The organism is Nonomuraea longicatena (assembly GCF_039525605.1).
GTDB classification, from domain to species: domain Bacteria; phylum Actinomycetota; class Actinomycetes; order Streptosporangiales; family Streptosporangiaceae; genus Nonomuraea; species Nonomuraea longicatena.
The window spans coordinates 208,685-229,160 of record NZ_BAAAHQ010000035.1 but is presented as its reverse complement, the minus strand read 5'-3'; the positions used below and the strand labels follow the sequence as shown (position 1 = coordinate 229,160).

Below are 20,476 nucleotides of genomic sequence, written 5' to 3'. Positions count from 1 at the left end.
TCCTCCCGCCGTGGGGTGATCAGCGGGCCTCGATGACCGACACCGGGGCGCCTGTGCGGATGACCCTGCTCAGCCGCAGTCCCGCCGCCGTCAGCAGGGCGAGGAGTTCCTCCTCCGTACGCTCCCGGCCGGTCGGCAGCATCATCATGATCAGGTCGTGGACCTTCGAGGAGTCCGGGTCGTTGCCCGGCGGGATGACCGGGTCGATGATCAGCAGCCGGGCGCAGCGTCGCCGAGAACAGGTAGCTCACCGACTCGTCCAGCAGGTACAGGGCCGGGCGCTGGACAGGCGGCCGGTGTCCACGGCGCTCCCGCTCCGCAACTCCTCCACGACGAGCCGCGCGACGTGGCGCGCGGAGGCCGGATTCTGGCCGGTGACCACCCGCTGGTCGGCGATCGCGTGCGCGGTGAAATCGGCCACCTTCGTGAACCGCGCGCCGCGCTGCACCAGCGCGCTCTCCAGCGCGAACGGCACCACGTCGGTCAGCCCGACCGCCGCTTCCTCCTCGTTGGTGAACGCGCTCACGAGCTTGCCCTCGACCAGGTAACCGCCGTCGCTGAGGCGGATGTTGACCAGGCCCGCCGGCCCGTGGCACACGCCCGCGACGACGCCGCCGTTCTCGTAGACGGCGGCGGCGAGAGCGGCCAGTTCCTTGTTGTCGGGGAAGTCCCACATGGTGCCGTGGCCGCCCACGAAGAAGACGGCCGCGTAGTCGTCCGCGCTGACCTGCTCGGGGGCGGGGGTCCGGGCGAGGCGAGCGCCGAGGTCGGCGAGGAAGCCCGCCACGACGGTGTCGTCCGGCTTCACCCCGTCGCGCGGTGGCTCGCCTCCGCGAACCGACACGAAGTCGACCTCGAAGCCCGCCTCTGTGAACACCTGGTACGGGTGTGCCGCCTCGGGCACGTAGAAACCGGTCTTCCTTCCCGTGTCGCCCAGCTCCGCGTGGCTGGTCAGCACGAGCAGAATCTTCGTCATGATGGCGTCCCTTCGGATAGCGGTGGTGGTGACCGGGCCTCAGACGACGAGGTCGGGGACCTCGGCCAGGTCCAGCGGATGGATGTCGGGGTGCGCGCCGTCCCTGAGGTCCTCCGGCGTGTGGTAGCCCCAGGTGGCCCACCTCGCCCGGACCCCGACCGCCGCGACCCGGCGGACGTTGGTGAGACTGTCGTCGACGAAGACGGCCTGCGCCGGCCGGATCCGGCGCCGCGCGCACAGGTCGCGCACGGCCCCGGCCTTGTCGGCGCACTCGCCGACGACCTCCGTGACGGTGTGCTCCAGGCCGTGCCGGCGCAGGATGTCCCGCACCGACTCCTCGTCCTTGGCGGTCACGACGGCGACCCGGCCGGAGTGCCGTTCGAGCAGGGCGGAGATCCCCGGATAGAGCGTGTGCATCCCGAGCCAGAAGTCGGGCTCCTCCTCGCGGATCCTGCGCCGGGCGGCCGAGGCCGCCGCCGTGAAGTCGCGGACGTAGTCGCGGGGCAGAGCTCGGAAGATCCGCTCGAAGTCGCGCCGCTCCCTGATCCACTGCGCGTCCGGCAGATGCGCCAGCACGAAGTGGTCCAGCGTGCGCGCGTAGTCGCGGATCATCCGAAAGCGCCGCACGAACGACGGTGGTACCCGCCTGAGCTCGGTGCGGCCGGGCGACCACGGCCGGTCCCGGTGGCCGCCCAGCCAGGTGACGAGCGCGCACTCGGCCAGCGCGTCGCACACCACCCCGTCGAAGTCGACGATCAGCACTGGCTCTTGTCCACGGTCTCGAAGACCGCGCGCATGAAGGCCCCGACGTATGCGAAATACGAGCAGGTGATGATGTTGCCGTCCACGATGACGTCGCTGTCGACGACCTCCGCGCCGGCGTTGACCACGTCGTCGCGCAGGCCGATGTAGGCGCAGGCCCGGCGGCCCTTGAGCACCCCGGCACTGACCATGATCCAGGGGCCGTGGCACAGGCCAGCGACGACCTTGCCCCCGGCGTCCATGTCCCGGACGAAGCGCAGGACGTCCGCGTCCTGGCGCACCCGGTCGGGCGCCTCGTGCCCGCCGGTGAGCAGCACCGCGTCGTAGCGGGCGGCGTCCAGGTCGTCGAAGGAGACCAGAGGCTTGGCGGTCTTGTCCATGGGCAGCGGTACACCGTACTTTCCGGTGACCTGCTCGCCGCCCTTGGTGGCGACGTCGGCGTGCCAGCCCTCCTCCAGGAGGCGGTAATAGGTGTAGACGACGTCGTGGTCCTGGAAACCCGGCCCGGTGATGATGACCGCGCTGCGATTCATGAGCTCACGTCCTTTCGTCAGTGGTTACGGGTGATCGAGAGGTAGTAGTTGTCGGGATTGGGACGGCGACCGTCCCCGGGCAGGCTGGTGAGGATCTCCACGTCCGACAGCACGACGCCGGACAGGCAGAGCGGGACGTAGAACAGGTCCGCATCACGACGGCGGTAGAAGACGTCCATGCCGGTGCGGATCTCGAAGGCGAACCGTCCGTCCGGCGTGCTCGGGCGCATGCGCGCGTGCGGCAGGTACGGCACCTTGCGCATCGGATGCTCGGCCGGGCGCGAACCGGACTCGTAGGATGTCCCCGCCCGGTTGTAGCCGTCGGCCAGCCGGATCAGGTCCAGCTTGTTGCGCGGCGCCTCCACCTCGATGAGCACCAGCTGCTCGCCGCCCGTGTTGCGGGTGAGATGGAACGCTCCAGGAGCGATACGCAGGATGGATCCGGCGGAGACGCCGACGTCGCCGTTGAGCGTCGCGGTGACACCGCGGCCGGCGAGGCAGAGCAGATAGGTCAGTTTCCTCGGGTGGACGTGCATCGACGTCTCGTGCGCGGGCTCCAGATGCAGCGTCCAGAAGTCGAAGAAGTCGTCGACGTAGGCGCGATACTCATGGCCCCACGGCTTGGGAATCACCTCGTCGAGATGTGCGTCCTCGTCGAACTGCTCGTTGTACGAGCGGACACCGCTCCGGACGATTCTGTTGAGTTCTGAAACGTCGGCCGGACCGGCGGATATGGAGACGACCTGTGGTAAGGCCGTCCTGGGTGTGGCAGGTACGAGAACCGGCATGCGAAACCCCCTGATTCTTTGTGCAACCCCGTGTGAATAGGAATAGCAATCCCGGCTCCGCCTGAAAAATAACCAGACGGTGGTCCAGCCATAAGTTCTCCGATGCCCCCGGGTCAGGCGTTGAGCAGCGGGCACAGACCGGCTTTCGTCAGCAGATGTGAGTGCACGCTGGACAGCACCCCGTTGGTCGCCGCGCCGCTGCGTACCGCGAGGAAGAGCGTGTTGAGCGGGCGCAGTTCGGGCTCGTGCAACACCTCGATCTCGCCGCGCTCCAGCTCCCCGGCGCACAGGTAGGCGGGCAACACCGACACCCCCGCACCCGCCTTCACGGCGGCGAGGACCGCGCGCAGGTCGGGCACCACCACCTGCGCGCTGAAGTCCGGGCGCTGCTGGAAGACCGTCATCCAGTAGCGCCGCACGATCGGCAGGTTCTCGGCGTAGGACAGGATCGGGACGTGGTCGAGGGCCTGCGGCCCCAGCGCGTCGATCAGCTCCGGGGCGATCCGCCGCGCCTCCTCCGGCGAACCGACGAGGGAGAACTCCTCGTCGATCAGCGGTGTCGCGACGATGCCCGCTGTCCTCGGCTGCTTGGTGGCGACGACCAGGTCGTGCAGGCCGACCTGCAGGCCGTCCAGCAGTTCGTCCGTCAGGCCCAGTGTGACGCGCAGCCGCAGGCCCTCCCTGATCAGGTCGGCGAGCGCGGGCAGCATCCACACCGAGATCACCTCCGCCGGACCGGCGAGGGAGATCGTGCGCTCGCTCAGGTCCAGTGGCTCCTTCCTGCGCACCAGGGCCGCCTCCAGGGCGTCGAGGTGCGCGCCGGTCTCGCGGGCGAGCTCGTGCGCCGACTCCGTCGGCACCGCGCCCCTCGGGGTGCGCAGGAAGAGCAACTGGCCGAGGTCCTGCTCCAAGTTGCGGATCTGCGACGTGACCGCCGGCTGTGAGATGGACAGCAGCGCCGCCGCCTTGGTGAACGAGCCTGTTCTGTGTACGGCGAGGAACGAGCGGAGCAAGGTCAGGTCCACCAACCTCTATCCTTTCGCATGGCGAGATCTGCCTTCCGGGCACACGGCCCGTCCGGTGTCTTTTCCGGAGCCGGGCGAAACGGCCACGGGGCCGCGAATGCGCACGCGAATGAGACCCCCGTCGCCCGGACCTCCGGGCGTCGCCGCTTCCGGCGGATGCGCGTCAGCGCATGAAATGCACGTGAGATGCCCGGCCGGTTCTGGGCACGCACCCCCGCGCCCGGCCGCGCCCTCGTCAGGTCGTAACCCGCAGCCTCCCCCGCAGCGTCGTCATAACCGTGCTCACTGCCCCCAGCGGACGGCGGATGAGGACCTCGCCCCAATGGCTCCTCGCCGAACCCATTGACATTCTGGCAAGAATTAAACTGAACCTACAAGTAGGCGGCATATCTGGTTATATCGCTGGACTCTGCGATTTTTCGGGTATGGGGGATGGGGTGGGGTCTGTTTCAGGACAGGCCGTATTTCCGTCGGATCGAGATGGCCTGTTCCTCGGTCACCTCGCTCGGGGTACGCATCAGGGTCTCACGCAGTTCGTCCATGATCGCGCGGGCGGAGGTGCGGGCGCGGGTGCTGTAGTGGGTGAGCTGGGCGTCGAACCGCGTGGCGGCCGGGCCGGTCCAGACCCTGCCGGTACGGAACATCCGGCTGGGCCGGTCGAGGTCGGCGTCGATCTGCTCGATCATCGGGCCGATAGTACGGATGGCCTGTTGAAGCGCTTCGTGGAGCGGGTTGCGGACCATCTCGGCCATGGCTCAGCCCTTCGCCTTCTTCGCGGGAAGCAGTTTCGGAGCGACCAGCCTCATCAGAGCGACCACATCGGCGGCGTTGTCCCGCCCCTTGACGCCTCGAACCAACTCAACGATCAAGCGGTCGTTGTCTCGCATCAGCACCGCGATGGCCTGGGTGTTGTCGGCGCTGCCGTCCTGGAAGTAGAAACCGGCCGCACCTGGAACCATGTCCGGCAGACGCTTGGCGCCTCTTTGGATTCGATACTCGACCTCCTGCTTCGACCCGGCCGGTGAGAGGTTGACGTCCAGCACCCGGGGCCTGCTACCGGTCCGCTGGTAGGCGAAGCAATTGCCGCTTCCCCAGTTCCCGCTGGTCAGGTCGAAGTTCCCGGTGACGATGGGCTCGTTCACGCCGGTCATGAGCCGCACCGCGTCAAGAGGTATGTGGTCGCAGATGTACGGTGCGTTGGCGACCGGCGGCAGAGGTGTCCGGTTCACCGGAGTCTCCTGCTGGCATGCGGTCAGCAGGAGCGATGCGCTCAGAATCACGCCATGGAATGCGAGGAGTGCCTTCTTGGTCACTTGTACTCCGAGAATCCTCGTTGAAAGCCGGAGTCCAGCTCGCGACGAGTCCTTTCCCACTGCTCTCCGGCGAGTTGGTCGTTGAGCCAGGTCTCGTAGGCTTGGAGCCGCGGGTGATTGCCATGGTCATACGGTGCCATCTCCTGCCGGGTCATCAGGGATTTCCCGTCCTTCAGGAAGTTGAAGCGTGATTCTTGCGGGTCGCCCCCCTTGCTGACCCCCGGTAAGGACGCCCATGGGTGGCTATCAGCAGGCGGGTCGGCGCTACCGAACAAACCATGTCTGAGCATGGCGTCCGCCGCCAGCTGATCGAGCAAGAACTTCGCCTGGTCCTTCGCGGTATTGGCATCGTATGTCGCCTTGACCGTATTCTTCTCGCTTTTAGCCAGGCTTTCGATCAGGCTGCTCCACGCGCTCGTTGCCCCGGCTGTTATCGCCCAAGGGGGCGTCTGCGGAATCGCGAGCCCGGTGTTCACCACCGCCAGGAAAATCTTCAGGTTGCGCTCCTGGCTCTCATCCAGGTCCTTGCCCTTCTGAATGGTGGCAAGCCCGCTGGCATCCGTGATCAAGCCGAAGCCCGCGCCGACTTCTCTCGCGTTGACCGCCAGGGCCCTGCCGCCTTCGGGGCCGGTCGCCTGGGCGGCGCCATGGTCCAGCAACTCTCTCGACCACGCGGTCTGCGCCGCCGTGACCGTGGCCAGCGCCTTCGGGTCGGACGCGAACGCGTCTTTCATGACGGCACGCAGATCCTCCTTCTGAAACTGCGCGCCCCAGACCTGATGTTCTTTCGGCATGTTGGCCCGGGTCATCTCGAAGACAGAGGAGCCGTCGCGACTCGTCGCGTCGGCGACGCGGTTGACGTCGTTGATGTAGGCGCCCAAGATGCGGGCCGTGGTGGCGGTGGTGGCGAAGGACGGGCCTGCGGTGCCGGCCATGACGCGCTGCGCCTCCCAGCGGATGAAGTCGGCGGCGATCTTGGCCGAGACGAAGCCGGGCGACGGGTTCTGCGGTGTCCCGTCCCGATCCCGGTACGTCATCGTCGCCGCCTCCAGCGCCTTCCCGAACGCCGCCCCGTCGTCGTACATGGCCCGCTCGGTCACGAAGCGCTTCAGCACGCCGGGATCCCCGCCGAAGAAGTCCTGGGCCGCCTTCGGGTGGGCGGCGAGCGCCTTCATCACGCCGATCAGCGGATCGTGCGGCACCCCGCCCAGCAGGTTGTCCTGCGTCGTCCGCCGGTCCAGCGCGTCCAGGGTTCTGGCGGCGGCCACCAGGAACTCGCGGTTGAACGTCCCGAACGGCAGCAGTTCCGCGAGCGCGTGCTGATCCACCGGCACCCGCAGGCTCTTGAACAACTCCTCCCGCCACGGCGTGCTCAGCCGCGAGCTGGCCGAGCCCAGCGCCTTGCCCAGCGCCGCCTGCAGTCGCTGCCTGCGCTCGTCCTTCTGGTACACGAGCGCCGCCATGAGGTGACGGAACCGCTGGGTTCCGAGGGCGTACAGGAACCGGGTGGCGAAGGTCGGGTCGTCAGCGAGGCGTTCGAGTGCGGCGACGGTCTTCTCGTCCGGCTTGCTCGACGGCTGGAGCCCGCCCAGCCGGGACGCGGCCGCGTACACGTCGGCGTCGCCGGCCGCGTCGTGGAAAAGGGTCTCGTCGAAAGGCCGCATTCCGTCGGGAGCCCGCGGCCCCCATTCCGTGCCGACCGCCTGGATGGATTCGTTGCGGCGGCGTAATTCCGGTCGGGTGGAGCCGATCCAGTCGCGCAGTTCCTGAAACGCCGTCAACCGGGAGGTGTCAAGATCGAGGTTTTGCAGAGTGCGGCGGATCTGCGGCTCGTTCCGGCCCAGTACGGTCTCCGCCCGCCCCAGCCCGCGCTCGAAATCGCTCATCAGTTTCGGGTCGATTCCCGAATATCCCCAGTCGGGCGCCGCCGGCGCGGGAACCGGCGGTTGCTGGGGAGCCGGTGAGGGCGTGGTCATCATGGCGGGTCTCCGGCATGCTCGACGACAAGCCGGATCCTTTCACAACCGTATTCACGCGGCGAGGCGTCACTCCCAGGCGCGGCTCGATTGCGCGCGCAGCAACGGCAGCGGGCTGTCGCTTTCGTCGCGCAGGCGTTCGTCGAGGCGGATCAGAGTTTCGCATCGGGCGAGGAATACCCCGGCCGCGACGGTTTCCGGGGTGTGGCCCGCCCCGGCCGCGATCAGGGCCGCCGCCCGCGCGCCGACGGAGATCGCGAGACCGGCCACGTCCAGGGCCGGGTCGGCCACGAGGGCGTCCGTCCAGTCGAGGACCCCGGCGAGGGTGCCGTCCGGCCGTACCAGCAGGTGTTCGCCCTTCAGGTCGGCGTGGACCAGCACGGGCGGGACGGCCGGCGGCGCGGGCGCGCGCAGCGGTTCCCGGTGGTCCAGGCGGTGGCGAGCGGCCTCGGCGTCGGCGGCGAGCCGCTGCCAGGGGATCGGCTCACCGGCGGGTACGCCGAGTTCGGCGAGCGGGCCGGCGGGGATCGTGCGCAGCGCGCGCAGCAGTGCGGCGAGTTGCCGCGTGCCGTCAGGGGAGAGTGGGCGGTCCTCTCCGGACGCGCCGTCGAGCCGGGTGTCCACGGTGAAGTCGCAGCCGGGCGCCCATTCGCCGTGGCCAGCCGAGCGGGGGAGGGGGACGTCCGTGTACGGGCGGATCAGGTCGCGGAGCGCGAGTTCGCGCCGCAGGCGGAGGCCGGCCTCGCGGTCAGGGGCGAGCCGGGCCACGTAGTGGTCGTCTACCCACCACGAGTGGTGCTCACCGCCCTCGCCGATCGGACGGAGGACAGGCGGCCGGTCGAGGCCGAGGGCGGACTGGATGAGGGTGGCGACCGACATCCCCGCATTCTGCCGAACGCGGCGGGTGGTCTCACCCGGTTTTCCCGGCCGACGCGGGAGGTCGCCTGCGGGCCTGCCGGTGGGAGGCGATGCGGTGGTCGCGGGGAGAGCACGGTTCCATGCTCGCGGACGATGACCGCGACGAGGCGCTGTGGCCCTGGAGACCCGTCGCGGCACCAGGGCGAGATCGACGCTCTCCGCACCCTCGCGGAGCTCGAATGGAGGAGGCCGGCGGGCCGCCGATCGATCGGCGGCCCGCCGGAGAGGGGTCAGTTCACGGCGTAGGCGCGTGTGATCGTCTGGGTCGTGCGCACGCCGTCACCCTGGACGAGGTTCGCCCTCAGCGAGACGAACCCGGCCGTGTCGGGGTTGCGGACGCTCGCCCGGTAACCGGCGGACGTCCTGACGAGCTTGACGGCCTGCCAGGTGGCGCCGTCGTCGGCGGAGACCTCCAGTTTCAGCGAGCGCACCGAGTTCTTGGAGCCCGGGTTGTGCTCCAGCCACACCGGCACCCGGGTGGTGGTCCCGGCCTTGGCGCGGTTGTGGTCGTCGAGGCCCTCCGGCGCGTACCGCACGGCGGTCAGCGGCAGCGCCTCGGCCGCCCGGGTGCGCGCGGACGGGAACGTCCACACCGCGTCCACGCCGGTGGACAGCGTGCTGTGCGGCACCTGGCGGCGGGCCGAGGCGGTCAGCGTGTAGGTGGCGCGATCCTGAGGCAGGTCGGCGCTCAACCGGCACCAGAGCGTGACGAACACGGTGCAGCCGGCGAGGTCGGCGCGGGCGAGCACCCGGCCGTCCTCGGCGAGGGTGACCGTGCCGGTGGCGGCGGTGTCCGAGCCGTGGCGGCCCTTCACGCCGTCGCTGAACAGGTTGCCCGCGTGGAACGTGAGCGCGTCCCCCGTCCGCTCGCCGGCGCGAACCGGGAAGGCCGGTCCGGAGACCGCGGCGTTCCACACCTCCCGCGTACGGCCCGGCCGGGACTCGACGGCCTCGCCGACGATCTCGCCGGAACCGGAGAAGAGCCCGCCGTGCCAGCTCACCCCGGGGCTGCGCAGATAGGTGACGGTCGCCGGAAGCGGGACGGTGCCGACGGTGGAGTGCAGATAGCCGAAACCCATGCGGAGCGCGACGGTGGACATGGGCTCGCCCTCGCTCGCCACGCCGGAGGCGCGGTAGGTCGCGGTCACCTCCGCCAGTTCGGCCCGCTTGGCGTGGTAGGCGGGATCGTCGGGGATGCCGTTCTCGTCCCGGTGGGCGAGCTCGTAGACCTTGTCGCTCTTCCAGACCGTCTCCAGCGTGTAGCGAAGTCCCCGTTCACGCCGGGGGACGACGAACAGGTCCCGGTTGGGGTCCAACCCGAACCAGCCGCCGGCGCTGCTCCACTGGCCGTGTTCTACGCTGAGGTTGTACGCGCCGACGCGGGTAGCGGCTGTGTCGTCCACCGTGCTGCGAACCTGCCGCCCCTGCCGGGTGTCCAGAACCACGCGTCCGCCTGCGCCTTCGACGGGTACGGCCAGGGCGGCGTAGGTGAGGGTGCGGCCTTCGCGGACCTCGGCGAACAGGTTCCAGTCGCCCTTGTTGAGTCTCGCCTGGGCGCGTCCGTCGCGGAGGGTCAGGTGGATCACCTCGCCGGTGTCCGCCCGGTACAGTTCCGCCTGCGCGTTTGACGTCCGCTGCCCCTGCCTGTCCAGCACCTCGATGGCGACGTCGTGCGACTCCGGCTCGACGTAGGCGCCGGCCAGCGTGCGGACCACGGTGTCGCCGGAGGTGGCGGTGACCGTACCGGGGTATTCACCGGTGGGCTTGCCGGTCGCGTCGATCTGCAACGTCAGCGTCGCCTGACCCTTGGCCGGGACGTCGAGGCGGTCGGCGGACAGCTTCAGCACCTCGCTCCGCACGCTCAGGTCGAGCGTGAGCGGTGTGTCGGAGCTGTTGCGGTAGGTGATGGTCTTGGTCGCGGTCCGCTCCGCGGTGTCCCAGCGGAACGGGGCCCACACGTTCGCGGGCTCGGCGATCACCGGCTGGCGCACTCCGCGCACCAGGTCGATCAGCCCGGCGCCCTGGTCGAACTGCGTCCCTTCCGACAGCGGCGCGGCGCTGCCGGTCAGCGCGGCCTTGAGCTGCTCGCCGGTCCAGTCCGGGTACCGCTGGGCCAGGATCGCCGCCGCCCCCGCGACGTGCGGCGCGGCCATCGAGGTGCCGTCGAGCGACTGGTGGCCGCCGCCGGGCTTCGCGGCCATGATGTTCTCGCCCGGCGCCACCACGTCCGGCTTGACCGCGTGGTCGCCGATCCGGGGGCCGGGGCTGGTGAAGTCCGTGAGGCCGCCCGCCTCGGTCACCGCGCCCACGGTGAGCGCCGCTTCGGCGGATCCGGGGCTGCCCACTCGGCCGCCCTGCCATCGGCTGTTGCCCGCCGCGATGACGAACAACGCGTCGGTCTCGGCCGACAGCCGGTTGACCGTCTCCTCCAGCGGATCGATCTCGCTCCCGTCGGGATCGCCCAGGCTGAGGCTGACGACGTCGGCCCTGATGTCACGGGCGGCCCACTCCATGCCCGCGATGATCGCGGACTCGGGGATCGACCTGCGGTTGCCGACCTTGCCGATGGCCAGGTCCACCCCGGGCGCGACGCCCCGGTACTTCTCGTTGCGGCTCGCGACGATGGAGGCGACGTGCGTGCCGTGGTTGGCGTCGTCGGTCATGTCCGGGTCGCCGTTGAAGACGCGTTCGTGCTTGACGGCCGGCTTCAGGTCGGGGTGCTCGCGGTCGTAGCCGGAGTCGAGCACCGCGACCGTGACCCCCTGGCCGGTCAGCCCCTGCGCCCACGCCTGCGGCGCGCCGATCTGCCTGGTGCTGTGGTCGAGGAGCCAGGAGCGCTGGCCGTCCAGCCAGAGCCTGCCGCCGCCCTCGGTCAGCGCGCGCTGCCCGGTCAGCTCCTTCCACGACTGCGCGGCCGAGCCCTTCGGCACCCGCAGCGCGCTCATCCCGACGCCGCCCAGGTCCTGGGTACGGCGGGCGTGCCGGGGCTCGGGCACCGCGCCCTGCCTGATGACCGGGATGTCGGGGGTGTGGGCGTCGCCGTAGTTCCAGGCGAGCAACCGGGTGACGTCGAACAGCCGCTCGTCCAGTACGCCCTGCGCCACCAGGGGCGCGGCGTCCGACGGGATCACGTACAGATGGCCCTTACGGGTCTGGCTGCTGAAGGCCGCCGTACGCCCCGGGCCGGGCTCCACCCGGTGGGTGCGCCCGACGACGGTGACCCGGTCGCCGGTGATCAGGGTCACGGTGCTGGCTGATGTGCTGGCCGGTGGCCGGGCCTGTTGCCCGGCGGGCGGTGCGGTGACCGTACTCGCCAGGAGTACGGCCAGCAGGGAGGTCCCTAAAGTCACGTGCTTCCTCTCGAATGTCAACAAAGATCAACAATCGACCTTACCGAGGAAGATCACGAATGTGTCGCGGATCGCGCGATCCCTTGCGGAAACGGAGGTTCCGGTCAGTGGAACACCGCATTCAACTTTCGGTAGCCGGGCGATAACTTCGCGTAAGTGTCAGGAGCTTCCCTCCGAAAGGCAGGCCAGATGTCCGTGGTCATCACCAGTCCGTACCAGCACTCCGTTGCTGACTACTGGAACCACGAGAAGAACCCGGTCAACCTCCGCCTGGGCGAGGTGACAGGCACGTACCACCACCACTACGGCATCGGCGAGGTCGACTGGACGGTACTGGAGGGGCCGGACGAGACCCGCGAGGCGCGGATGATCGCCGAGATGCACCGGCTGGAGACCGCCCAGGCCAACCTGCTGCTCGACCACCTCGGGCCGATCCAGTCGACCGACCGGCTGCTCGACGCCGGGTCCGGCAGGGGCGGCAGCAGCTTCATGGCCAACGCCCGCCACGGCTGCCACGTGGACGGCGTGTCGATCTCGCAGAAGCAGGTCGACTTCGCCAACGAGCAGGCGCGGCTGCGCGGCGTCGAGGACCGGGTCCGCTTCCACTTCCGCAACATGCTGCAGACCGGCTTCGAGCCCGGCGCCTACCGCGCCATCTGGAACAACGAGAGCACGATGTACGTGAACCTCGCGAAGCTGTTCGCCGCACACGCGCGGCTCCTGGCGCCCGGCGGTCGCTACGTCACGATCACCGGCTGCTACAACGACGTGTACGGCCTGCCGTCCAAGGCGGTCAGCGAGATCAACGCCCACTACATCTGCGACATCCACCCGCGCAGCACCTACTTCAGGGCGATGGCCGACAACGGGCTGGTGCCGGTCAGCGTGATCGACCTGACCGAGGCCACGATCCCGTACTGGGAGCTGCGCGCCAAGTCGTCGGTGACCACCGGCATCGAGGACGCCTTCCTCACCGCCTATCGCGACGGCAGCTTCCAGTACCTGCTGATCGCGGCCGACCGCGTCTGACCCGCCCGTAAAGAGAGGAACGTCATGCCGTACCCCTCCACGTTCCTGCCCGGACCCACCGGGTTCGGCACCTCGGCCGCCCGCCTGTTCAGCGAACTCGCGGGCGGCCACCCGGCCGGTCGGGCGCCGGGCTGCGCACCCGGCCCCAGGTCGCTGCGCCAGCCTCCGCTCACCTTCGCCTTCCGCCCGTGGGTGGAGAGCATGCCGCCGCTGTACTGCCCGCTCACGGTGCGGGTGAACGAGGCACTCGGTGAGGAGGTCGACGACCGGCTGGTGGAATGGGCCGAGGGGATCGGCCTGCACGAGGGCCGGATCGAGCAGTTCAGAAAGGCGGGCTTCGGCAGGCTGGCGATGCTCACCCACGCCGACCTCGACGACCCCGACCGGGTGTTCCTGGCGGCGCAGATGAACGCCGCCTGGTGGGCGTGCGACGACTACTACGCCGACGAGACCGATCTCGGCGCCGATCCGGCCCTGCTGGCGGGCCGGCTGGCGCTGTGCATGTCGGCACTGGACGCGCCGCCGCCCGCCGACGAGTTCACCGCCGAACTCGACGAGCGGCTGGGCGCCGACCCGGTGCTGGTCGGGCTCGCCACCGCCCGTGAGCACGTGGCCAGGCACTCCACCCCGGCGCAACTGGCCCGCGTCAACATGACCTCCTTCCAGATGTGGGTGAGCTGGAACGCCTACGGCGCCTGGCGGCAGAGCGGCGAGCCCGTCGAGGCGTGGCGCTATCTGGCCGCCCGCCAGCACGACAGCTTCTACACCTCGATGACGCTCATCGACGTCTGCGGCGGCTACGAGGTGCCCGCCAACCTGTTCTACGAGGAGCGGGTGCACCGAGCGGCGATGCGGGCGGGCACCGCCGCCGTCATCGTCAACGACCTGTACTCCGCCATCCACGAGGCCGAGGACGAACTGCCCGACTGCAACCTCGTGCTGCTGGTGGCCGCCGAGCGCGGATGCTCGCTGCCCGAGGCCGCGCAGCGGGCGGTCACCCTGCACAACGACCTGGTCGCCGCGTTCGAGGCCGACTGCCACGAGCTGCGGTCGCTGGGCTCGCCCGAACTCCAGCAGTTCCTGTGGGGGCTCGGTGCGTGGCTCGGCGGCGGCTTCGAGTGGCACGCGGGCAGCGGCCGCTACACCCTGACCGCCGGCTGACGGCGGGCCCGGCGGACCAGCCGCACCAGCGGCCACAGCAGGATCGCGGCGATCACCAGGTACACCGCCCACGAGACCGGCCCGCCGACCAGCCCGGACAACTCGCCGCCCGACAACTGCAGGGCCCGCCTGCCCTGCAGTTCGGCGCGCGGCCCCAGGATGACGCCGACGACCAGCGGCAGCACCGGGAAGCCGAAGCGCCGCATCCCGAACCCGAGCAGCCCGAGCAGCAGTACCAGCAGCAGGTCGAGCGGCTGGGCGTTGACCGCGTAGGCGCCCATCGAGGCGAAGAACAGGATCCCGGCGTACAGGTGGTGCCGGGGCAGGCGCAGCAGCCGCGCCCACACGGGGGCCAGCGGCAGGTTGAGCACGAGCAGCAGCAGGTTGCCCAGGAACAGGCTGGCGATCAGCGTCCACACCAGCACGGGCTCGCGCTCGAACAGCAGCGGCCCCGGCTGGATCCCGTACGACTCGAAGGCCGCCAGCATCACGGCGGACACGGCGGTCGTGGGCAGCCCGATGGCCAGCATCGGCACCAGCGTGCCCGCCGCCGACGCGTTGTTGGCCGCCTCCGGCCCGGCCACGCCCTCGATGGCGCCGTGGCCGAACTCCGCGCGATGCCGCGACAGGCGCTTCTCCATGACGTACGAGAGGAAAGTGGGGATCTCCGCGCCGCCTGCGGGCAGCGCGCCGAACGGGAAGCCGAGCGCGGTCCCGCGCAGCCACGGCTTCCACGAGCGCGCCCAGTCGGCGCGGCCCAGCCACGGCCGCCCGACCGGCACCACGCTCACCGGCCCCCGCCGCAGGTGGGCGGCCACCCACAGCGCCTCTGCCACCGCGAACACGCCGACGGCGACCACGACCACGTCGATGCCGTCGGCGAGTTGCGGCAGGCCGAGCGTGAGCCGCTCCTGCCCGCTGACCCGGTCGATGCCGACGAGCCCGATCGTCAGCCCGACGAGCAGCGCGGCGAACCCCCGGATGCGGGAGCGGCCGAGCACCGCCGCCACCGCCGCGAAGGCCAGCAGCATGAGCGCGAAGTAGTCCGGGGCGCCCAGGCTGACCGCGAAGTCGACCACGAACGGCGTCACCAGCACCAGCGCCAGTGTCGCCAGCGTGCCCGCGACGAACGAGCCGAGCGCCGCCGTCGCGAGCGCCTGCGCGGCCCGGCCCGCCTTGGCCATCTTGTTGCCCTCGATCGCGGTCACCACCGACGAGGACTCGCCCGGCGTGTTGAGCAGGATGGAGGTCGTGGAGCCGCCGTACATGCCGCCGTAGAAGATCCCGGCGAACAGGATGAACGCCTGGGTCGGCGCGAGCCCGTAGGTGAGGGGCAGCAGCAGCGCGACCGTCATCGCGGGCCCGATGCCGGGCAACACGCCCACGGCGGTGCCCGCGACCACCCCGACCAGCGCGACGAGCAGGTTGGCCGGCGCCATGACGTGGACGAAACCGTCGAGCAGGTTCCCCACTACAGGATCCCCCGCAGGACGCCGGCGGGCAGGTTGACGCCCAGGCCGACGGCGAAGGCGTAGAAGGTGCCGACCGACAGCCCGGCGGCGATCAGCAGGCCGCGCAGGTGGTGCCGGTTGCCGAGCGCGAACGCCGACACCCAGAACAGCAGCGCCCCGCTGATCGCCCAGCCGAGCGGCTCGATCAGTGCCGCGTTGGCGAGGACGGCGCCGATCAGCAGCAGGACCGTGCGCCAGTCGATGCCGGTGCCGAGGTCGACGTCCTCGCCGGACTCGGGCTCGCCCCTGCCGCCCCTGGCCACGTCCAGGCCGTACAGCAGCGCCACCAGCAGCAACGCCGCGCCGAGCAGCAACGGGACCGGGCGCGGCCCGATCGGGTCGTTGCTGCTCGCCAGATGGACGATCCGGACGGCGTCGGCGATCACCGCGACGCCGGTGAGCGCGAGGAAGGCGCAGACGCCGTACTGCGCGCGGTCCTTCACGACAGGCCGAGCTCGGACAGGATCGCGGCGACCGCCCGGTCCTGCTCGGTGAGGTAGGCGGCGAAGGCGTCGCCCGCGAGGAAGGCATCGGTCCAGCCGCGTTTGGCCAGTTCGTCCTTCCACTGCTGGGTGGCGTGCATGCGGGTGAAGGCGTCGATCCACGCCTTCTTGTCGGCCTCGCCGATGCCGGGCGGCGCCACGACACCCCGCCAGTTGGTGAAGACCAGGTCGATACCGGCCGACTTCAGGGTCGGGACGTCCTTCAGCACGTGGATGGGCTGCTCGCTGGTCACGGCGAGGATCCGCAGCTGGCCCGCCTTCACCTGGTCGAGGAACTCGCCGTAGCCGCTCGCCCCGAAGGCGATCTTGTTGCCGAGGATGGCGGGCAGCAGTTCGCCGCCGCCGTCGTACGACACGAAACCGACCTTCCTGGGGTCGATGCCGACGGCCTTGGCCAGCCGCATCGGCAGCAGGTGGTCGGGGCCGCCGGGAGAGGAGCCGCCGCCGACGGCGAGCTTGCCCGGGTCCTTCTTCCACGCCTCGATCAGCTCGCCGATCGTCCGGTACGGCGAGTCCTTCGACACCACGATCGCCCCCGCCTCCTCGATCAGCCGCACCAGCGGTGTCGTCTGGTCGAGCGTCGCGGCCGACCTGCTGGCATGGGAGGCGCCGACGACGCCGAGGCCCATCTGCATGGCCAGCTTGCCGTTGCCCTTCTCGTTGATCGTGCGCTGCAGTCCGACGGTGCCGCCCGCCCCCGGCAGGTTGAACACCTGGACGCCGGCGGCGATCCGCGCCTCCTCCATGACCTTGGCCGCCGTTCTGGCGGTGGTGTCGTAGCCGCCTCCCGGCGTGTTGGGCACCATCAGCCGCAACCCGCTCAGCGGGGCGCCTTCGGCCGTCGGCCGCTCCACGGCGGTGGCGCCGCAGGCCGTGACCCCCATCAGGGCCACGACCGCCACCAGGGCTCGTACGTTCACAACTGGTCTCTTCCGCGTCGGTTACTCCGGCGCCATGATTGTGCGAACCCGGAAACATGCCGGTCACGCTTGTGTGACCAGCGGAGATTGAGTTCATTGTGGTCGTGACGCGCCGACAGCTGACGCTCTCCGGCGAGCTGCTGCTCCTGCAGCTGGCCATCGTCGTGCTGGTCCTCGGGGCGGTCGGGGTGATCTCGCTGGCGCAGTCGGCCGCCACCTTCGACCGGGTCGAGGGCCGCAGGGTGAGCGCACTGGCCGAGCAGGCGGCCTGGAACCCGCTGCTGCGCGCCCGCATCCAACAGCCCGCGCCCGCCGAGGTGCTGGCCCCGCTCCTGCATTCCACGCTCACCCAATCCGGCGTCTCGTCCGTGACCGTCGCCGACGTCCACGGGAAGATCGTCAGCGCGACCAACACCACGATCGTCGGGACCGCGCTGCCGCTCGGGCACGAGGGCGTGGCGCGGGGCCGGGGCTGGTCGGGGTACCTCGTGCTCGACGGCGAGCGGGAGCTGTCCGCCCAGGTGCCGGTCCTGAGCACCCAGGGTCGCCACCTCGGGACCGTGATGATCGGGGTGCGGGCGCCGACGGCGTGGCAGCGGCTGTCGGGGGCCTCGCCGTACCTGGTGGTGCATCTGGGGACGGCCAGCCTCATCGGCGGGCTCGGCTCGTGGCTGCTGGCCCGCCGGATCAAACGGCAGACGCTCGGCATGGAGCCGCGCGAGATCACCGGGCTCGCCGAGCACCGCGAGGCGATGCTGCACGGCATCGCGGAGGGCGTCGTGGCGCTCGACCCGCAGCTTCGGCTCACGCTCGTCAACGACGTCGGCCGCAGGCTGCTCGACCTGCCGGAGAGCGGCGTCGGCCGGAGCCTGTCCGCCCTCGGCGTGAGCGGCCGTCTGTACGACGTGCTCGCCGGGGAGGGCGACTCCCGTGACGAGATCGTCATCCACCGGGGCAACGTGCTGGTGATGAACCGGATGGCGATCGTCAAGGACGGCCGCCGCCTCGGCACCGTCACCACCCTGCGCGACCGTACCGAACTCGCCCAGCTCGAACGCGAGCTCGGCGCCTTCCGCGGCACCACCGAACTGCTGCGGGCGCAGGCGCACGAGTTCGCCAACCAGTTGCACATCATCTCGGGACTGAGTCAGACCGGCGAGTACGACGAGGTCGTCCGCTACATCAGGGCGCTGCGCAGGCACAAGGAGTCGCTCGACGTACGGCTGGCCGCGACGGTCCGCGACACGGCCGTGGCCGCGCTGCTCATGGCCAAGTCGTCGCTGGCCGCCGAGCGGCACGTGCGGCTACGGCTGTCCGAGCGCACCGCCCTCGACCGGCTCGACCCGATGGACGCCGCCGACCTGGCCACCGTCGCGGGCAACCTGGTCGACAACGCGATCGACGCGGCGGCGGGCGGCGAGGCCGCGTGGGTGGAGGTCGAGCTGCGCCAGGACGCCGCCAGCGTGGAGATCGTGGTGCGCGACTCCGGGCCCGGCGTCGCCCCCGAACTCGACCAGGAGGTCTTCACCCGGGGATTCACCACCAAGGCCGCGCAAGGCGGCGAACGGGGCATCGGCCTGGCGCTGACCCGGCTGGTCTGCCACCGGCGCGGCGGCGAGGTCGCGGTGACCAACACGGCGGACGGGGCGGTCTTCACCGCCCGGATGTCGATCGGCCGCCCGGCCGACGAGGCGATGGAGACGACACGATGATCGACGTGCTGGTCGTGGACGACGACTTCATGGTGGCGAAGGTCAACAGCACCTTCGTCGAACGGGTGGACGGCTTCCGGGTGGTCGGCACCGCGGGCACGGGGGAGCGGGCCCTCGCCGCGGTCGGCGCACTGTCGCCCGCGCTGGTGCTGCTCGACCTTTACCTTCCCGACCTGTTCGGCCTGGACGTCCTGGCTCGGATGCGCGCCCGGGGGCACGACTGCGACGTGATCGTGATCAGTGCCGCGCGGGAGCTGGACACGGTGCGCCGGGCCGCCAGGCGCGGCGTGAGCGACTACCTGCTGAAGCCGTTCGACTTCGACGACCTGCGGCTGCGGCTGGAGCGCTACGCCGCCCAGCGGGAGGACCACGGCCGCGCGGTCATCAGCGGCCAGGCCGACGTGGACCGGCTGCTCGGCGGCCCGTCGCACCCGGCCGTCCTGCCCAAGGGGCTCAGCGTGGAGACCTCGGAACTGGTCGGGCGGGCGCTGCGGGAGGCCGAGGGCAGCCTGTCGGCCAGCGAGTGCGCGGCCGTGGTCGGCCTGTCCCGGGTCAGCGCCCGCCGTTACCTGGAGCACCTGTACGCGGCCGGGCTGGTGCAGGTGTCGCTCAAGTACGGCGGCACCGGCCGCCCCGAGCGCCGCTACCGGCACCGGGGCTGACCGGGCGGGCACACGCCGTCAGCGGCGGCGGGTGGCCAGCCACGCTCCGACACCGAGCACCACGAGCAGTGCGCCGACCACCCACACCCACGTCGGCAGCCCGCCGTCCGACTCCTCGGCGGAGGCGGGCGTGGCGTCGGCGGCCGGCTGCTCGGCGGCGGGAGCGGGGGCAGGGGAGACGGACGTGGCCGGCGCGGCGCTCTCGGACGCGGCCGGGGCGGAGGTCTCCTCGGACGGCGTCGGAGTCGGGTCCGCGGCCTTCACCGTGAAGGGGATCTCACCCGTGATCGGGTGGCCGTCGGAGGAGACCACCCGCCAGCCGATCACGTACGCCCCGGAGGGCAGCGGCTCGGTCACCTCCGCCGTGACGGTGCGCTCGTCGACCTCGGCCTTGCCGAGCTTGACGGACTCGCCGCCCTTCGTGCGCAGGACGACCACCGGGACCTGCACCTTCGAGGTGAACTCCAGCTCGATCGTCTCAAGGGAGCTCACCTTCGCGTCCTTGGCGGGTGAACTCGACTTGAGCGCGTCATGGGCGAGCGCGGCGGGGGCGGACAGCAGAAGCAGCAGGGCGCCGCACACAGTGATGAGGAATGAACGTACAGCCATCGGAGAACTCCAGCGGGAAATACCGGATGAACAGGGGACCTGAACGCGTCGTCAGCCGACGCCGATGGCTGCGGGCGGCCCCCGCCGGTGGACGGCCGCCGCGAACTCCCGCGACCGGGGCGGTGAGATCTCACTGGACGGCACCGCGGGCCGTACCCTCGACGGGCTTCCGGGCGGCGTCGGCAGCAGCAGCCGGACCGGCCGGAGCGGGGCGGCGCCCCACAGCCTGAGCATGGTCCACACCGCGCTCTCGCCCCGGTGCAGCCACCAGCCGGTGAGCAGCGCGACCATGAGGTGCGCGGCGGTCATGCCGAGGTGGCCGTGCGCGTCGTCGGCGGGATGGTCCCGGGAGGTCTGCGCGAACAGCTCGTGCAGCGCGAGCTGGGTGCCCGCGGTCGCCGTGAGGACGGTCTCCCGGGCGCGCTCGCGGCCGATGAGCGTGTAGGCGAGCGCCAGGGCGGCCAGGGCGGCGGCGGCCAGCGCGGCGGGTGAGATGGCGGAGCCGCCCGCGAACAGGTGCCCTCCTGCGGTGACCGCGACACACGCCGCCGCGAACACGGCGGCGCGGCTCAGGCGCAGAATCGGATCCCGGGGGGACACACCAGACATCCTGCCAGCGTCCTCCCCACCCTTCCAAACGCCCCTGCCCGCTCCACCCTGCAGCCCACCCCCGGCCACCGCATCTCCTGCCATGCCATTCGGATCCGCCTGCAACGGGAAGAGCGTGA

General features: G+C 70.7%; 20 protein-coding genes. 4 read left to right on the top strand and 16 right to left on the bottom strand.

Annotated elements, in window-relative coordinates; translation table 11 throughout:
- Positions 1–19 precede the first annotated feature (19 nt).
- The 11 genes from ABD120_RS28595 to ABD120_RS28545 all read right to left on the bottom strand — a co-directional run bounded on the left by ABD120_RS28595 (position 20) and on the right by ABD120_RS28545 (position 11,641).
- Positions 20–208, bottom strand: a complete 189-nt coding sequence (locus tag ABD120_RS28595; RefSeq protein WP_343953249.1) for a hypothetical protein — start codon at positions 206–208, stop codon at positions 20–22.
- Positions 209–247: 39 nt separating this feature from the next.
- Positions 248–976, bottom strand: a complete 729-nt coding sequence (locus ABD120_RS28590) for a type 1 glutamine amidotransferase domain-containing protein (RefSeq protein ID WP_343953230.1) — start codon at positions 974–976, stop codon at positions 248–250.
- A 39-nt stretch (positions 977–1,015) separates the two neighbouring features.
- Complete coding sequence (locus tag ABD120_RS28585; RefSeq protein ID WP_343953229.1) at positions 1,016–1,738, bottom strand: HAD family hydrolase; 723 nt, start codon at positions 1,736–1,738, stop codon at positions 1,016–1,018.
- Positions 1,732–2,271, bottom strand: coding sequence for a type 1 glutamine amidotransferase domain-containing protein (locus ABD120_RS28580; RefSeq protein WP_343953228.1), 540 nt, complete (start codon positions 2,269–2,271; stop codon positions 1,732–1,734). Before ABD120_RS28580 ends, ABD120_RS28585 begins: the two co-directional genes overlap by 7 nt.
- A 17-nt stretch (positions 2,272–2,288) precedes the next feature.
- Positions 2,289–3,059, bottom strand: a complete 771-nt coding sequence (locus ABD120_RS28575; protein ID WP_343953227.1) for a cupin domain-containing protein — start codon at positions 3,057–3,059, stop codon at positions 2,289–2,291.
- A 113-nt stretch (positions 3,060–3,172) separates the two neighbouring features.
- On the bottom strand, positions 3,173–4,084 hold the full coding sequence (locus tag ABD120_RS28570; RefSeq protein WP_343953226.1) for a LysR family transcriptional regulator: 912 nt from the start codon (positions 4,082–4,084) through the stop codon (positions 3,173–3,175).
- A gap of 449 nt (positions 4,085–4,533) precedes the next feature.
- Positions 4,534–4,770: a hypothetical protein gene (locus tag ABD120_RS28565; protein WP_343953225.1), complete on the bottom strand. Its 237-nt coding sequence runs from the start codon at positions 4,768–4,770 to the stop codon at positions 4,534–4,536.
- A gap of 69 nt (positions 4,771–4,839) precedes the next feature.
- Entirely contained in the window at positions 4,840–5,397 is a 558-nt protein-coding gene (locus ABD120_RS28560) for a hypothetical protein (RefSeq protein ID WP_343953224.1), read from the bottom strand.
- A complete protein-coding gene (locus tag ABD120_RS28555) occupies positions 5,394–7,376 on the bottom strand; it encodes a DUF6571 family protein (RefSeq protein ID WP_343953223.1) in 1,983 nt (660 codons plus the stop codon). The genes ABD120_RS28560 and ABD120_RS28555 overlap by 4 nt, the downstream gene beginning before the upstream one ends.
- Positions 7,377–7,442: 66 nt before the next feature.
- Positions 7,443–8,252 (bottom strand): phosphotransferase family protein, encoded by an 810-nt coding sequence (locus tag ABD120_RS28550; protein WP_343953222.1) that lies wholly within the window; start codon positions 8,250–8,252, stop codon positions 7,443–7,445.
- A gap of 269 nt (positions 8,253–8,521) precedes the next feature.
- Positions 8,522–11,641 (bottom strand): S8 family serine peptidase, encoded by a 3,120-nt coding sequence (locus ABD120_RS28545; RefSeq protein ID WP_343953221.1) that lies wholly within the window; start codon positions 11,639–11,641, stop codon positions 8,522–8,524.
- 189 nt (positions 11,642–11,830) lie between these two features.
- Between ABD120_RS28545 and ABD120_RS28540 the strand changes: the two genes are divergently transcribed.
- Positions 11,831–12,670, top strand: coding sequence for a geranyl diphosphate 2-C-methyltransferase (locus tag ABD120_RS28540; RefSeq protein ID WP_343953220.1), 840 nt, complete (start codon positions 11,831–11,833; stop codon positions 12,668–12,670).
- 24 nt (positions 12,671–12,694) lie between these two features.
- Positions 12,695–13,831, top strand: coding sequence for a family 2 encapsulin nanocompartment cargo protein terpene cyclase (locus ABD120_RS28535; protein WP_343953219.1), 1,137 nt, complete (start codon positions 12,695–12,697; stop codon positions 13,829–13,831).
- Here ABD120_RS28535 and ABD120_RS28530 read toward each other — a convergent pair.
- From ABD120_RS28530 to ABD120_RS28520, 3 genes are read right to left on the bottom strand one after another with little or no spacing between them, the layout of a single operon-like run.
- Positions 13,810–15,270, bottom strand: a complete 1,461-nt coding sequence (locus tag ABD120_RS28530) for a tripartite tricarboxylate transporter permease (RefSeq protein ID WP_425564053.1) — start codon at positions 15,268–15,270, stop codon at positions 13,810–13,812. The two genes, ABD120_RS28535 and ABD120_RS28530, sit on opposite strands and share 22 nt — an antisense overlap.
- A gap of 32 nt (positions 15,271–15,302) precedes the next feature.
- Complete coding sequence (locus tag ABD120_RS28525) at positions 15,303–15,785, bottom strand: tripartite tricarboxylate transporter TctB family protein (protein ID WP_343953215.1); 483 nt, start codon at positions 15,783–15,785, stop codon at positions 15,303–15,305.
- The gene (locus ABD120_RS28520; RefSeq protein WP_343953214.1) at positions 15,782–16,765 is read right to left on the bottom strand and encodes a Bug family tripartite tricarboxylate transporter substrate binding protein; all 984 of its coding nucleotides are present in this window, start codon (positions 16,763–16,765) and stop codon (positions 15,782–15,784) included. Before ABD120_RS28520 ends, ABD120_RS28525 begins: the two co-directional genes overlap by 4 nt.
- Before the next feature lie 104 nt (positions 16,766–16,869).
- Between ABD120_RS28520 and ABD120_RS28515 the strand changes: the two genes are divergently transcribed.
- Both ABD120_RS28515 and ABD120_RS28510 read left to right on the top strand, forming a co-directional pair.
- Positions 16,870–18,477, top strand: a complete 1,608-nt coding sequence (locus tag ABD120_RS28515; protein WP_343953213.1) for a sensor histidine kinase — start codon at positions 16,870–16,872, stop codon at positions 18,475–18,477.
- Complete coding sequence (locus tag ABD120_RS28510) at positions 18,474–19,139, top strand: response regulator (RefSeq protein ID WP_343953212.1); 666 nt, start codon at positions 18,474–18,476, stop codon at positions 19,137–19,139. Before ABD120_RS28515 ends, ABD120_RS28510 begins: the two co-directional genes overlap by 4 nt.
- Before the next feature lie 18 nt (positions 19,140–19,157).
- Here the strand turns inward: ABD120_RS28510 and ABD120_RS28505 are convergent, their stop codons facing one another.
- Positions 19,158–19,748 carry a copper resistance CopC family protein gene (locus ABD120_RS28505; protein WP_343953211.1) on the bottom strand — a complete coding sequence of 197 codons (591 nt, stop codon included), beginning with the start codon at positions 19,746–19,748 and terminating at the stop codon, positions 19,158–19,160.
- A 51-nt stretch (positions 19,749–19,799) separates the two neighbouring features.
- Positions 19,800–20,348 carry an MFS transporter gene (locus ABD120_RS28500; protein ID WP_343953210.1) on the bottom strand — a complete coding sequence of 183 codons (549 nt, stop codon included), beginning with the start codon at positions 20,346–20,348 and terminating at the stop codon, positions 19,800–19,802.
- Positions 20,349–20,476: the final 128 nt, after the last annotated feature.

Coding starts and splice junctions, on each gene's coding strand:
- ABD120_RS28590 (WP_343953230.1), bottom strand. CDS start 976: ATGACGAAGATTCTGCTCGTGCTGACCAGCCACGCGGAGCTGGGCGAC.
- ABD120_RS28580 (WP_343953228.1), bottom strand. CDS start 2,271: ATGAATCGCAGCGCGGTCATCATCACCGGGCCGGGTTTCCAGGACCAC.
- ABD120_RS28575 (WP_343953227.1), bottom strand. CDS start 3,059: ATGCCGGTTCTCGTACCTGCCACACCCAGGACGGCCTTACCACAGGTC.
- ABD120_RS28565 (WP_343953225.1), bottom strand. CDS start 4,770: ATGATCGAGCAGATCGACGCCGACCTCGACCGGCCCAGCCGGATGTTC.
- ABD120_RS28555 (WP_343953223.1), bottom strand. CDS start 7,376: ATGATGACCACGCCCTCACCGGCTCCCCAGCAACCGCCGGTTCCCGCG.
- ABD120_RS28550 (WP_343953222.1), bottom strand. CDS start 8,252: ATGTCGGTCGCCACCCTCATCCAGTCCGCCCTCGGCCTCGACCGGCCG.
- ABD120_RS28540 (WP_343953220.1), top strand. CDS start 11,831: ATGTCCGTGGTCATCACCAGTCCGTACCAGCACTCCGTTGCTGACTAC.
- ABD120_RS28535 (WP_343953219.1), top strand. CDS start 12,695: ATGCCGTACCCCTCCACGTTCCTGCCCGGACCCACCGGGTTCGGCACC.
- ABD120_RS28530 (WP_425564053.1), bottom strand. CDS start 15,270: ATGGCGCCGGCCAACCTGCTCGTCGCGCTGGTCGGGGTGGTCGCGGGC.
- ABD120_RS28510 (WP_343953212.1), top strand. CDS start 18,474: ATGATCGACGTGCTGGTCGTGGACGACGACTTCATGGTGGCGAAGGTC.
- ABD120_RS28505 (WP_343953211.1), bottom strand. CDS start 19,748: ATGGCTGTACGTTCATTCCTCATCACTGTGTGCGGCGCCCTGCTGCTT.